Origin of the sequence: Bacillus sp. GC_Bacil_1 (assembly GCF_026540675.1) — a bacterium.
GTDB lineage: Bacteria > Bacillota > Bacilli > Bacillales > Bacillaceae_G > Bacillus_A > Bacillus_A cereus.
The window spans coordinates 33,806-47,755 of sequence record NZ_JALNUG010000017.1 but is presented as its reverse complement, the minus strand read 5'-3'; the positions used below and the strand labels follow the sequence as shown (position 1 = coordinate 47,755).

Here is a 13,950-nt window from a genome sequence, read left to right as displayed (position 1 = left end):
TTTAGTTCACCCTTTCTAATTTTTCGTTGCTTGCTACAATTAATAAGTTTAATTTGGCTAATGCTTTTCCAGAGTCAATGCTATGTGCCGCGAGTTTAATTCCTTCTTCAATCGTTTCCGTTTTTCCATTTGCGAAAAGAGCTAGACCTGCATTTAATAAAACGGTATCGCGATAAACACTCTTTTCTCCGCTCAATACGCCGACTGTAATCTTTGCATTTTCTTTTGAATTCCCCCCTCTAATTTCTTCATTTTTCACTCTTGAAAAACCATACTTTTCTGGATCAATACTCATTTCCACTATTTCATTATCTTTTAAAAGGACTACGTGATTTTCCCCTTGTAATGATGCTTCATCTAAAAAACCACTTCCATTTACGACAAGTGCTTGTTTCCGGCCTAACTTTTGTAATACTTGCGCAACTGGTAATAACATATCTCGTTTATAAATACCGACAAATTGTGTTTCTAAATTCACTGGATTTGTTAAAGGGCCAATTAAATTAAAGATCGTCGGCACGTTTAACTCTTTTCTTATTTTCATAATGCGCCTTAGTGCTGGATGCATCGCTGGTGCAAATAAAAATGCAATGCCCACATGCTCTAGTAAATAATCAATTTCGCTTGGCGTACTGCTAATATTTACACCTAATTCTTCTAATAAGTCCGCACTTCCTGTTTTACTAGAAACAGCACGATTACCATGTTTTGCAACCTTTACACCTGCTCCTGCCAGTACGAATGCTGAAGTTGTGCTAATATTAAACGTTTGAGCACCGTCACCACCCGTCCCGCAATTGTCCATTGCTCCTTGTATATGGTTCGAAAACGGCAATGCCTTTTCGCGAAGAGCTCGAACAAGGCCGTATATTTCTTCTGCAGTTTCACCTTTCGCTTTCAGTAAGACTAAGAAAGCTGCAATTTCACTTTCTAATATGTTTTCACTTAATAAAAGTAGTCCTGCTTTATACATTTCCTCTTCTGTTAAATGTTGACCCTCCACTAATTTACGAAGATAGTTATTCATACTCTTTCCTCCTCTTTTACTTCTGTTAAAAAGGCAAGTATTAACTTTCCGCCTTCTTCTGTTGCGATTGATTCCGGATGAAACTGTAATCCGAAGAGCGGATAATAATTGTGACGAACTGCCATAATTTCTCCATCGTCCATCGCTGTCGCTAGTATGTCAAAACACTTTGGCAAGCTCGTGTGCTCTGCAACAAGGGAATGATAGCGCATCGCCGTTAGCGGCTGTGTAGCGTATGAAAAGATTGACGTTCCGTTATGTTTCACACGCGATGTTTTTCCGTGTTTAATACGTTCTGCTCTAACAATGTCTCCTCCAAATGCAGCTATGATCGCTTGGTGGCCTAGACAAATCCCTAATATGGGAACGTTCTTATAAAAATGGCGGGTGACATCGATACAAATGCCAGCATCCTCTGGTTTTCCTGGTCCTGGTGAAAGTACAATTCCTCTTGGATTCATCTCTTCTAGCTGTTCTATCGTTATTTGATCATTTCTTACGACTACAATATCTTCTTCGTATTCACCTAACAGTTGATACAAGTTATAAGTAAATGAATCATAATTATCAATTAGTACAATCATTTCATTACCTCCAATAGTGCTCTCGCTTTATTTAACGTTTCTTCATATTCAGCTACTGGGTCTGAATCATAAACAATTCCCGCTCCTGCCTGAACGTATGCTTTTTCACCCTTTACGACCATCGTTCGAATAGCGAGCGCCATATCAAGATTCCCTGAAAAACTAACGTATCCAACTGCACCCGCGTATACATTTCTTTTTTCATTCTCTAGCTCATTTATAATTTCCATCGCTCTAATTTTCGGAGCTCCCGACACTGTTCCTGCTGGTAGACAATACGCTAATGCATCAAATCCACTCATTTGTTTTCGCAATGTTCCGTAAACTTCAGATACAATGTGCATAACGTGAGAGTATTTTTCTACTTTCATATATTTATCTATCGTAACCGAGCCGATTTCGCTCACTCTACCAATATCGTTTCGCCCAAGATCTACAAGCATCATATGCTCTGCTCGCTCTTTCTCATTGTCTAACAGTTCTTTTGCGATTTCCTCATCTTCCCTCTTCGTTTTCCCTCTCGGTCTTGTACCAGCAATTGGATTCGTCATTACTTTATCCTCCCTTACTGATAGCAAACTTTCCGGTGAAGAACCGAGTACAACATAATCTTGAAAATCGATATAGAACATATATGGTGATGGATTTGCAATTCGAAGTTTTCGGTATAACGCGAATGGATCACCAATACATTCACTTTGTAAACGCTGTGACAGCACGACTTGGAATATGTCTCCGGCTCTTATATGTTCTTTCGCCATTTCTACCATCTCACAAAACTCTTTTTCCGTTATAGAAGAAGTGAATGATAATGTGGATTGTATTGCATTTACTTCAGTTTCTTCTCCTTGTAGCACTTCCTCTTTGTATACTCGTAGCCTTTCGTATACTTCCTCATAATCTGCTGAATCATCTTCCCTGCATACATATACAAACGACAACCTTTGGCGTAAATGATCGTAAACGATAAACTCACGATATAGTAAGAGGTGTACTTCCGGAATATTTAATGGGTCGTGTAAATCCGCTCCAATGTTTTCATACTGCCGAATGACATCATATCCAATATAACCAACTGCTCCTCCGCAAAATGGAAATGGGCTGTCTACTTGTGATGGTGCGATTATTTCTTCTAACACTTGTAGTACGTTACCTTGTAACTTTTCTGCCCGGCCGAAAATCGTTCGTTCTACTTCCGTACCAACGCTTTTTACTTCTCCATAAGGATTATATCCTAAGTAAGAATAACGCCCTTTATCTTGATGAAGCTGTGAACTTTCTAATAAAAATTTCTTCTTTCCTTTCATACGTCTATATAAAGAAATTGGCGTAATGCTATCTCCTTCTTCTTCAGTAATTACTAAAAATGTCTTTCTCTCTCTTTTTTGTTTTATAAATTCTTCTTTCGTCATCATGTCCTTCACCTCACTCTGAAAAATAAAAAAGTCCCCTACATATCGAAAATATGTAGAGGACGATAAATATACCGCGGTACCACCTCGTGTTGGATGCAAAAGCATCCCGCTTTGTTCAGGTACAAATTTTATACCTTATCCTTGTAACGGCGGAACCCGGGTTGCCTACTAAAAATAATTGTTCAGCATACCTCTCGTAAGCCCATTCCGTATATGGCACCGTACCGGGCTCCCACCTATTCCCGGCTCTCTGTAACGTCTCCAATATACGTACTCTTCTTACTTAAACGATTTCATTTATTTAATTTTTTATACACAAAAAGGGAGTACTCATCCTATAGAAAGGACGGGTACTCCCGTGGTGCCACCTTAATTCGTTACAAATGTAACGCACTTTACCGTATCAAAAACAATACGTGTCTCTTGTATCGATGAGATCATGTCGCCAAAGCCTACTTCTTTCGTTTCGGTTTGGAAGCTCCGAAGCCCATTCCACATCAATTCCATACTGATTCGCACCAACCATCAGCTCTCTGACATGTTCATCATGTGTACTCTTCTTCATCAACGCTTGCATTTTTTTAAGTTGCACTCATTATAGACCTGACTTTTTTCACAAGTCAATACTTTTTTAAAAATTTTATTTTTCTTTCCTTTCAATATTATATTGACAAAACAACCTCTTTTTATGTAAATATAATAAATACTCTATTAAAAATAAGGTTTTTTGTATGAATATTATATATTAAAAAAGTAAAATAACATCAAAAAACGCTTACATTTCTGAAAATTCGTATTTCTATATGGATTTTTCAGAATAATCATGATAGATTATAAAGTGAAACTTTAATCAGTAGAGGGTGTTCATCCCCACTGATTATTAGTTGAACCAATCGGGCATTAACGGACAGTTGATCTCCCACCTAACTTCCTTGCCCAGCCAATTTTAAGGTGGGAGTTTTGCTGCCCGTTAATGCGGGATAAAAATATGCATAACCCATCAAAAGACCTGACAAAAGAAAGGGGAACTACATGAGTACGCAGATGTTAACTTTAACTTCTATCTCTATTTACATGCTCGGGATGTTAGTAATCGGCTATTTCGCCTACAAACGAACGTCCAACTTAACAGATTATATGCTTGGCGGGCGTACACTAGGCCCCGCAGTAACAGCATTAAGTGCTGGAGCATCCGATATGAGTGGTTGGCTTTTAATGGGATTACCCGGTGCAATGTTTAGCGTTGGATTAAGTAGTAGTTGGATTGCGATCGGCCTAACACTAGGCGCATATGCAAACTGGCTTTATGTCGCTCCTCGCTTACGTACCTACTCAGAAATTGCAAGCAACTCTATTACTATTCCAGAATTTTTGGAACACCGTTTCCACGACAAATCTCATATGCTACGCTTAGTATCCGGACTTGTTATTATGATTTTCTTTACTTTTTATGTAGCTTCAGGATTAGTTTCAGGCGCTGTATTATTTGAAAATTCATTTGGCATGAACTATCATGTTGGATTATTCATTGTTGCAGGCGTTGTTGTCGCTTACACATTATTTGGTGGTTTCTTAGCAGTAAGTTGGACAGACTTCGTACAAGGAATCATTATGGTAGTCGCTCTTATTCTTGTTCCTATCGTAACAATTATGAATTCGAACGGACTTGGACCTGCATTTGATACAATTCGATCTGTAGATCCAACACGTCTAGATATTTTTAAAGGTGCCTCTACTTTAGGAATGATTTCTCTATTCGCATGGGGCCTTGGTTATGTCGGACAACCTCATATTATCGTACGCTTTATGGCAATTTCTTCTGTAAAAGAACTTAAAAGTGCACGAAGAATTGGTATGAGCTGGATGATTTTCTCTGTTGTTGGAGCTATGTTTACTGGTCTTATTGGTATTGCTTACTATTCACAACAAGAGTTAACATTATCTAACCCAGAAACAATTTTCCTTGAACTTGGAAAAATTTTATTCCACCCACTTATTACTGGATTTTTATTAGCCGCTATTTTAGCAGCGATCATGAGTACAATCTCATCTCAGTTACTCGTTACTTCTAGTGCCGTAACGGAAGACTTATATCGTACATTCTTCAAACGTTCTGCATCTGATAAAGAACTTGTATTTGTCGGTCGTATGGCTGTGCTTGTTATTGCCTTAGTTGGGTGCGCTTTAGCGTTTAAACAAAATGATACGATTTTAGCTCTTGTTGGGTACGCTTGGGCTGGTTTTGGTTCTTCATTTGGACCTGCTATTTTATTAAGCTTATATTGGAAACGTATGACGAAATGGGGCGCGCTTGCTGGTATGATTTCTGGTGCCGCTACTGTTATTATATGGACTCAATTCAAATTCTTAAAAGATTTCTTATATGAAATGATTCCAGGTTTCGCTATTAGTTTACTAGCCATCGTAATTGTTAGTTTACTAACACAACCTTCAAAAGAAGTTGAAGAGCAATTTGAGGATTTCGAAAAACAACATCGTCATAATTTATAAAAAGAATCTCTGCTGTTATCGTAACAGCAGAGATTTTTTACAGTTCGACAATCTTCTTATCAAATTTAACAAATTCTTTATGTTTCGTTAAATTTAACATAACACTACTCCTTTATAGTATGAGTATCAGCACTTATACAGAAAGGGGACTCCAACATGTTAGCAGCTTTCCAGCAACAACAAACACGAAAATTTTCACCTATCACAAATACTTCTGCGTCTTGTTTAAACATGCAACCTAACCCGCCTAAAATTTCAATTGCTCCTTCTGTTATTTCAGTCATCGGTGTTCATATGGAAAAACATAAATTAAAAATAAAAACGGGACAAAACATTGTGTTATCAGCTTCCATTTTGCCAATACAAGCAACGCATAAAGAGCTTATTTGGTCAAATATGAATTCTGATATCATCACCATATATCCAAAAGGCGACACCGTGACAATTACTGGAAAAAGCGCAGGTAGAGCAGTCGTAATTGTCACAACTGCTGAAGGCAAATTCCGTGACCTATGTGTCATTCATGTACAACCTTATATGACAAATCCAAAGTAAAAGAGTGGCTTTGTAGCCACTCTTTTACTTGATTTCAATGTTTTAGTTTTTACTTTTTACAAGGTTAATAAAAAATTGTATATAACCATACATTTTTTTTGATGGAAATTCTACTAAACTTTCCCCGTCTTGATTTAAGTCAATGAATCTTCTTCTCTTCCCTATTACAATGAAAACAATATTAGAAAAGGAGGACATATTATGACTGAACGAAAGTACGCCTTATTTGCCAGCACATCTCTTCTTGTTATGGCATTCATTGCATTTTTCTCTTACGGTTTTGTTCATGGAAACCTCGTTATACAAGGAGATGCGAGTACAACATTCCATAATATCCAAACTTCAAATTCACTTTTCAAAGCGGAAGTTTTTGGGTGGATTATCATTTTTATCACTGATATTGTCGCTGCATGGGCTCTTTATTTCTTTCTAAAACCAATTCATACTAGCCTCTCATTACTAGCCGCTTTGCTTCGTCTTATGTATACAGCTATACTTGGGATTGCTATATTCAATCTAATATTGGCATTATTGCTTTCAAAAAATACAATTGCAAATCCAGAAACATATACAATGTTGTTTCTCAGTGCATTCGAATACATTTGGTCTGTAGGATTGATCATTTTTGGATTGCATCTTTTCGTTTTAGGCTATGTAGCTTTTCTCTCTAAACAGATACCAAAGTTTATTAGTATACTGCTGTTCATTGCTGCTACCGGTTATATGCTAATTCACGTCATGAATACAATGTTTACACAATACGATACAATGATTTCACTCATACAATCACTATTCCAATTACCTATGATTGCAGGTGAATTAGGACTTGCGATATGGCTACTATTGAAAGGTGGTAAACACTCTAATTAAGCCGTTTCTTAATTCTACTTAATGATTCTGGTGTCATGCCAAGATAGCTTGCTAGCTGATATTGTGGAACGCGATGAATTAAATACGGGCGTTTTCGTAACAATGTTTTATATCGCTCTTCTGGTGTCGATGAGATAAATACAGCAAGTTCATCTTGTACTTCACCGAAATTGTACTCGATCATTTTACGCGTCATTTCTTCTAATTGTGAATACTTATTATACATGTCCTTTTCACTATGTAGATCACCAACAACTACAGTACAATCTTCTAAACACGTTAACGTATATGATGAAGATTTATCTTGTTTATGATGGTTGAAATTCGAAATTGCCTGTTCTTCTGTATAAAAATTTGATGTAACTTCTTTCCCTGCTTCATCTATACTATGTTGCCTAACGCATCCTTTTAATACAAAATAACATTTTAACGGAACATTTCCTTGTCTTAGGAGCACTGTTCCTTTTTTATATTCTTCAATTTGTAATTCCCTGAGGATCATTTGCTGCTCTTCTTCACTTAGTGTTGTAAATCTATTCATATACTTCTTTAATATCTCTTCCATTTTCCTCCCCCTTCTACGCCCGCATTTCTATAAAACAAAAAGAGAAGTATCATAACTTCTCTTTTCTCCCCTAACACTATAATTCCTGTGTGTACACCGGCTCGTTTACGACATTTTTTGATGTTCGCTTTTGTTGCTGCAGTAAGAAAACAGATACACCAAACAATACGAGCATGCTACCGATAATTTGCATTGCATTTAATTTTTCTCCAAGTAAGAAGAACGCAAGTATAGATGCTCCAACAGGTTCTCCTAAAATACTCATTGAAATTGTCGTTGCATTTACATAATTTAATAGCCAGTTATTAATTACATGTGACACTGTCGGCACAACCGCAAGTAAAAGAAAAACGGTCCAATCCCACTTCGTATAACCTGTAAAGGGGACTTGCAATATGACATTATAAATCCCCATAAAAAGACCTGCGAATGCAAAGACTGTAAAGCTATAAATCCAGTGTGATACTTTCTTTACTGTCGTTTGCCCGATAAATAAATAACCGACAACTGCTATTACACTTAGAAAGGATAATATGTCTCCATAAATTGCTTGCTTACTTAAACCTAAATCTCCCCAACCAATGCACATTACGCCTAGAATAGCGATTCCCATCGTTGCAATGGCTGAATATGTTGTTCTTTCTTTGAACAGAAAAAAACCTCCAACTAAAGATACGATCGGTTGAAGTGCCAAAATAATTGTTGAACTAGCAACTGTTGTATGCTTTAAAGATTCAAACCATAAAAGAAAATGAAGTGCTAAAAAGAAACCAGATCCAATTAAAAAGCCCCAATCTTTCATTTGAATCCTATTAAATTCCTCTCTTTTTTTCCATACGATAGGCAGCATAATAAGTACGATAATCCATAAGCGGTACATACTTAATATTGAAGATGGTGCTGAGGACATCTTTACAAAAACTGCTGCAAAGGAAATAGCAATTATAGAAATAGCCAATGGTAGTGCGATTGATTTTTCTTGTTTCAAATCCTGTCTCCCCTCTCACCTGTCAAAAATCCCACTTCATTATATCCGTTTTCTTTCGTAACTTAAATACTAATTTTTTAGATTCTTCGTACCATTATGGTAAAATAGAAATTAAGGCACCAATTAGTGAATATTTATTTCCTTTTTCACTACAAGCGTCGCTCTTACAATCGTTACAGTAAATTTTTATTTAGGGGGATCTACATGAGTCAAACAATAGGGAGAATTGAAGAAATTTCATTTTATAGCGCATCACTTCAAGAAGACGTTACGCTTCTCGTTTATTTGCCAGTAAATTACACACCACTGCACAAACATACAGTTGTAATTGCACAAGATGGTAGAGATTATTTTCAGCTTGGTAAAGCGCACCGTGTAATTGAGCGCCTTCGTGAAACTGAAGAAATTGACCGTACAATTATTGTCGGTATTCCATATAAAAATGTACAGGATCGTAAAGAAAAATATTTCCCAAGTGAAGTGAAAAATGCTGCATATATTCGTTTCCTTGCTCATGAACTTGCACCATATATTGATGAAAATTATCCAACGTACCAAATGGGAAAAGGTCGTGTTTTAATTGGTGATTCTCTTGGCGGAACAGTTTCCTTTATGACTGCACTTATGTATCCGCATACATTCGGTAAAGTCGTTATGCAATCACCATTTGTGGATGAGACAGTGATGAACTTAGCAAAAGACTTCAAAGATCCACAAGCATTAGAACTGTATCACGTCATTGGTACAGAAGAAACGGCTGTAAAGCGTACTGATGGACAAGTATCTGATTTCGTAGAACCAAACCGTGAGTTAAATACACTTCTCACAGATAGAAATTTCATTACGCATTACGAGGAGTTTGAAGGTAATCATACTTGGAAATATTGGCAAACTGATTTACCGAAAGCCTTCTCTCATATTCTATCAATGAAATAATAGAGAGCAGTATTCAGAATAATTTGATATAATAGATAAAGAGATTTATTTATCTCAAAATCTAACTAGACTTACAAAGGGAGGAATTGGAACATGAAATTAGGCATTGTAATTTTTCCATCTAAAATGATTCAAGATAAAGCGAACGGATTGCGTAAGCGTTATGACCCGCACTACGCATTAGTTCCGCCACATATTACATTGAAAACACCCTTTGAGACGCAAGATGAACAATTAGAATCGATTGTAAACGAGCTACATACAATCGCAGGTAAAACGAATCCTTTCACCCTTCATGTTGGGAAAGTTGGTTCATTCGCACCTGTTAATAACGTCCTTTATTTTAAAGTAGAAAAAACACCTGAACTTACTTTCTTAAATGAAGAAATGCATGGCGGGTTATTCACACAAGAACGCGAATATGCTTTCGTACCTCACTTAACAATCGGACAAGGCTTATCAGATGCAGAGCATGCTGATGTATTGGGTCGATTACGTATGAAAGATTTCTATTATGAACAACCAATTGATCGTTTCCATCTTCTATATCAATTAGAAAATGGAACATGGACTGTACACGAAACATTCCACCTTGGAAAGGGGAACAACTAATTTGCACGCACAGATTGTACAAACGGACGAACAACTAAGAGATGCATTCTCTGTACGTAAACAAGTGTTTGTAAATGAACAACGTGTCTCTGCTGAAGAAGAGTACGATGAGTTTGAAGAAACTTCAACACACGTTGTTATATATGACAATGATGTTCCAGTTGGTGCTGGACGTTTTCGCACCCTTGATGGTATAGGGAAAATGGAACGCATTTGCGTGCTAGGTTCCCATCGTAAAAAAGGTATCGGAAAAATTGTTATGGATGCGCTTGAAGCGTATGCAAAAGAAAATTCGCTACCAAAATTGAAACTTCATGCTCAAACACATGCTGAAGATTTCTATAAAAAACTTGGCTATGTAACGAGTTCTGATGTATTTATGGAAGCAAATATCCCGCACGTCGTAATGATAAAAGAATTGTAATTTGAAAGCAGGAGGTGACCCCTCCTGTTTTTTACATTGCTATTTTCTTTTTCTTCCGCTAAAGTTAAATGTTGATGCTATAGTTTTGAAGGTGAACATATGACACAAGAAAAATTTTCACAAAAATCGTTAACACACGCCGATATTCCGCGTGCGACATATCATATTCCGAAAACATCTACCCATTTAATTATGGAAGAAGATGTAGATGCGGCTTATTTCCGCGCTCTCGAACAACAAAATGTTTTTTTAAACGAAAAACAATTAGAAGCCGTGCGCACAACAGAAGGTCCTGTTCTCACACTAGCTGGTGCTGGAAGCGGGAAAACATCTGTTTTAACAACTCGCGTTGGCTATTTAGTAAATGTAAAACAAGTTCATCCACGAAATATTTTATTACTTACATTTACACAAAAAGCAGCTGAAGAAATACGAAGTCGTGTTGCGAAGTTACCGGGTATGAATCATGCAGCAAGTAGCTATGTTGTTGCTGGTACATTCCACTCTGTTTTCTTAAAATTGCTTCGTAGTCAAGGGTATAATCAGCAAATTTTAGCAAATGAAAAACATAAACAAATTATGATAAAGAAAATCTTAAAAGAATTGCGTTTAAAAGACGATTATGATGCGGAAACGATACTCGCGATGATTTCACTTGAGAAAAACAAATTAAATCGTCCGAAAGATGTAAAAGCGAAAACACCAGTGGAACAAGAATTTAAAGAAGTATATGAACGTTTTGAAGAAGTAAAACAACGATACAATTATATTGATTTCGATGACATCTTATTGGAAACATATTATATGTTAGAAAATAATGCTCCTTTACTAACTCAATTACAACAACGTTTTCACTACATTGAAGTAGATGAGTTTCAAGATACATCGTATGCACAATATGAAATTGTAAAATTGTTAGCCACACCAAGAAATAATTTGTTCATCGCAGGTGATGATGATCAAGCTATCTATGGCTGGCGAGGGGCAAGTCACCAAATTATTTTATCTTTTCCAAAAGAATTTGATAACACAACAATCATTGCACTAAATACGAATTATCGATCCAATCCCTTTATCGTCGGGCTTGGAAATGAAGTTATAAAATTAAATCAAGAACGTTTTGATAAAGAGCTATACTCCGTTCGTGAGGAAGGTGTACAACCTTTTTATTCAAGACCTGCTACGACTCTTGATGAAGCAAATCAAATTTTACAGCTCATTCAAGAAAAAGTGGATAGCGGTGAACGAAACTATAAAGATTTTTGTTTACTGTATCGCACACATTCTGTAAGCCGTTCGTTACTTGATCAGCTTACCATTCATAAAATCCCGTTTATTAAACACGGGGCGAGCCAATCATTTTATGAACATTCTTTAATTAAGCCTGTATTAGATCATTTAAGACTCGTGATTGAGCCGTTTCGACTAGAATCACTTTCAAACATATTGCCGACGATGTATATCGGACGTGATGATTGTATTTCATTTATTGAGCGTGAACAATGGAAATATGGTGAAGGCCGTTTTCCTTCTCTTCTTCATTTCTTATTATTAAATCCGAGCTTAAAACCTTTTCAAGTGAAAAAAGTAAATGAGCGTATTGATTTTATTAAATTTATTAAAGAATTAGAACCGAAAAAAGCATTAAAAGAAATCATTCATGGTAAAGGAAAATATTTAGAGTACTTACAAAGTAACGATCGTTCTTCCTTTACGATGCATAAAGACATACAAGAAGAAATGTTGGAAGAATTAATGGAGTCTGCAACTCGTTTCACCGATATTCCAGCTTATTTACAATTTATTGACGAAGCAATTCAAGGTCAAAAAGAAATGGAAGCATTAAAAACAATGCCGCAAAAAGATGCCGTTTCACTTATGTCAATTCATAACGCAAAAGGCCTTGAATTTCCATGTGTCTTTTTACTTGGAGCGAGTGATGGGATCCTGCCGCATACTTCTTCTTTAAAAGATGCAAATGATCGTGTTACGGAAACTTCTGAAGCATTAGAAGAAGAACGCCGATTACTTTATGTCGCCATTACACGTGCGAAAGAAGAACTTTACATTTCTTCTCCGCAATTTTTCAGAGGAAAGAAATTAGATATATCTCGTTTTTTATATACTGTGCGAAAAGATTTACCTGAAAAGACATCCACTAAATAAGGATGTCTTTTTTTATAATGCGTTATGTACATCCCTCCTATATAAATTCCTTGTTTTTATCATAAGAATTAACGTAATATCAACCATATCCCACTCATATTGTAATAGTGTATGTCAGAACTCACGAGAAGGAGTGAACATAATGAGCTGCAATTGTAATGAAGATCATCAACATGAGTGTGATTTCAACTGTGTATCGAATGTTGTTCGTTTTATACATGAACTACAAGAATGTGCAACGACAACATGTGGATCTGGTTGCGAAGTTCCATTTTTAGGTGCACATAACAATGCATCAGTAGCTAATACACGTCCTTTTATTTTATACACAAAAACTGGAGAACCTTTTGAAGCATTCGCACCATCTTCAAGCCTTACTAGTTGCCGATCTCCTATTTTCCGCGTAGAAAGTATAGATGATGATGACTGTGCTGTATTGCGTGTATTAACTGTAGTTTTAGGTGATGGTACCGCTGTACCACCTGGTGACGACCCAATCTGTACGTTTTTAGCTGTACCAAATGCAAGACTAATATCAACCTCCACTTGCATTACTGTTGATTTAAGTTGCTTCTGCGCTATTCAATGCTTACGCGATGTTTCTATTTAAAACTAAATAATGAGTTAAGCATGGATTGGGTGGCAGATAATTCTGCCACCCAATCCATGCTTAAAGAGTATTCTTATGTAAATTTCTTAAAATTGGGAACTTGTCTAGAACATAGAACCTGTCCTTTTCATTAACTGAAAGTAGAAACAGATAAAGGAGTGAAAAACATGTTCTCTTCTGATTGCGAATTTACTAAAATCGATTGTGAGGCGAAGCCAGCTAGTACACTACCTGCCTTTGGTTTTGCTTTCAATGCTTCTGCACCTCAGTTTGCTTCACTATTTACACCACTATTATTACCTAGCGTAAGTCCAAATCCAAATATTACTGTTCCTGTAATCAACGATACAGTAAGTGTCGGAGATGGCATTCGAATTCTACGAGCTGGTATTTATCAAATCAGTTATACATTAACAATTAGTCTTGATAACTCACCTGTTGCACCAGAAGCTGGTCGTTTCTTCTTATCATTAAATACGCCAGCTAACATTATTCCTGGATCAGGTACAGCAGTTCGTTCTAACGTTATTGGTACTGGTGAAGTAGATGTATCCAGTGGTGTTATTCTTATTAACTTAAATCCTGGTGACTTAATTCAAATTGTGCCAGTTCAGTTAATTGGAACTGTAGACATCCGCGCAGCAGCATTAACAGTTGCACAAATTAGTTAGTAAAAAGCGGTATTTC

The 13,950-nt window shown here is 36.5% G+C and carries 14 protein-coding genes and 2 other annotated features; of the genes, 9 read left to right on the top strand and 5 right to left on the bottom strand.

Annotated elements, in window-relative coordinates:
- Position 1: 1 nt before the first annotated feature.
- The 3 genes from trpD to trpE are packed head-to-tail and all read right to left on the bottom strand — an operon-like array spanning position 2 to position 3,026.
- Positions 2–1,027, bottom strand: coding sequence for an anthranilate phosphoribosyltransferase (gene trpD, locus OXT04_RS22690; RefSeq protein ID WP_001067370.1), 1,026 nt, complete (start codon positions 1,025–1,027; stop codon positions 2–4).
- The gene (locus tag OXT04_RS22685; protein WP_267417770.1) at positions 1,024–1,611 is read right to left on the bottom strand and encodes an aminodeoxychorismate/anthranilate synthase component II; all 588 of its coding nucleotides are present in this window, start codon (positions 1,609–1,611) and stop codon (positions 1,024–1,026) included. The genes trpD and OXT04_RS22685 overlap by 4 nt, the downstream gene beginning before the upstream one ends.
- Entirely contained in the window at positions 1,608–3,026 is a 1,419-nt protein-coding gene (gene trpE / locus OXT04_RS22680; protein WP_141541743.1) for an anthranilate synthase component I, read from the bottom strand. Before trpE ends, OXT04_RS22685 begins: the two co-directional genes overlap by 4 nt.
- A gap of 52 nt (positions 3,027–3,078) precedes the next feature.
- Positions 3,079–3,323: a binding site (T-box leader), on the bottom strand.
- 42 nt (positions 3,324–3,365) lie between these two features.
- Positions 3,366–3,603 (bottom strand) — a binding site (T-box leader).
- A gap of 455 nt (positions 3,604–4,058) precedes the next feature.
- Here trpE and putP point away from each other — a divergent pair.
- The 3 genes from putP to OXT04_RS22665 all read left to right on the top strand — a co-directional run bounded on the left by putP (position 4,059) and on the right by OXT04_RS22665 (position 6,962).
- The gene (putP, locus tag OXT04_RS22675; protein ID WP_053564997.1) at positions 4,059–5,537 is read left to right on the top strand and encodes a sodium/proline symporter PutP; all 1,479 of its coding nucleotides are present in this window, start codon (positions 4,059–4,061) and stop codon (positions 5,535–5,537) included.
- A gap of 156 nt (positions 5,538–5,693) precedes the next feature.
- A complete protein-coding gene (locus OXT04_RS22670; RefSeq protein WP_075718265.1) occupies positions 5,694–6,092 on the top strand; it encodes an Ig-like domain-containing protein in 399 nt (132 codons plus the stop codon).
- 201 nt (positions 6,093–6,293) lie between these two features.
- On the top strand, positions 6,294–6,962 hold the full coding sequence (locus OXT04_RS22665) for a DUF4386 domain-containing protein (RefSeq protein ID WP_000140099.1): 669 nt from the start codon (positions 6,294–6,296) through the stop codon (positions 6,960–6,962).
- Here OXT04_RS22665 and OXT04_RS22660 read toward each other — a convergent pair.
- Positions 6,955–7,527 (bottom strand): Crp/Fnr family transcriptional regulator, encoded by a 573-nt coding sequence (locus tag OXT04_RS22660; RefSeq protein ID WP_070757200.1) that lies wholly within the window; start codon positions 7,525–7,527, stop codon positions 6,955–6,957. The two genes, OXT04_RS22665 and OXT04_RS22660, sit on opposite strands and share 8 nt — an antisense overlap.
- Positions 7,528–7,603: 76 nt before the next feature.
- Positions 7,604–8,515, bottom strand: a complete 912-nt coding sequence (locus OXT04_RS22655; protein WP_016082441.1) for a DMT family transporter — start codon at positions 8,513–8,515, stop codon at positions 7,604–7,606.
- 204 nt (positions 8,516–8,719) lie between these two features.
- On the opposite strand from OXT04_RS22655, the gene OXT04_RS22650 reads away from it, so the two are divergent.
- From OXT04_RS22650 to exsF, 6 genes are all read left to right on the top strand, one after another.
- Complete coding sequence (locus tag OXT04_RS22650) at positions 8,720–9,451, top strand: alpha/beta hydrolase (protein ID WP_000084015.1); 732 nt, start codon at positions 8,720–8,722, stop codon at positions 9,449–9,451.
- A 93-nt stretch (positions 9,452–9,544) separates the two neighbouring features.
- Positions 9,545–10,063 (top strand): YjcG family protein, encoded by a 519-nt coding sequence (locus OXT04_RS22645; protein ID WP_000765871.1) that lies wholly within the window; start codon positions 9,545–9,547, stop codon positions 10,061–10,063.
- 1 nt (position 10,064) lies between these two features.
- Positions 10,065–10,487, top strand: coding sequence for a GNAT family N-acetyltransferase (locus OXT04_RS22640; RefSeq protein ID WP_000543305.1), 423 nt, complete (start codon positions 10,065–10,067; stop codon positions 10,485–10,487).
- A 99-nt stretch (positions 10,488–10,586) separates the two neighbouring features.
- Positions 10,587–12,653 (top strand): ATP-dependent helicase, encoded by a 2,067-nt coding sequence (locus tag OXT04_RS22635; protein WP_072939702.1) that lies wholly within the window; start codon positions 10,587–10,589, stop codon positions 12,651–12,653.
- Positions 12,654–12,795: 142 nt separating this feature from the next.
- Positions 12,796–13,263, top strand: coding sequence for a spore coat protein CotY (gene cotY / locus OXT04_RS22630; RefSeq protein WP_001277719.1), 468 nt, complete (start codon positions 12,796–12,798; stop codon positions 13,261–13,263).
- 167 nt (positions 13,264–13,430) lie between these two features.
- Positions 13,431–13,934 (top strand): exosporium protein ExsF, encoded by a 504-nt coding sequence (gene exsF / locus OXT04_RS22625; RefSeq protein WP_000492939.1) that lies wholly within the window; start codon positions 13,431–13,433, stop codon positions 13,932–13,934.
- Positions 13,935–13,950: the final 16 nt, after the last annotated feature.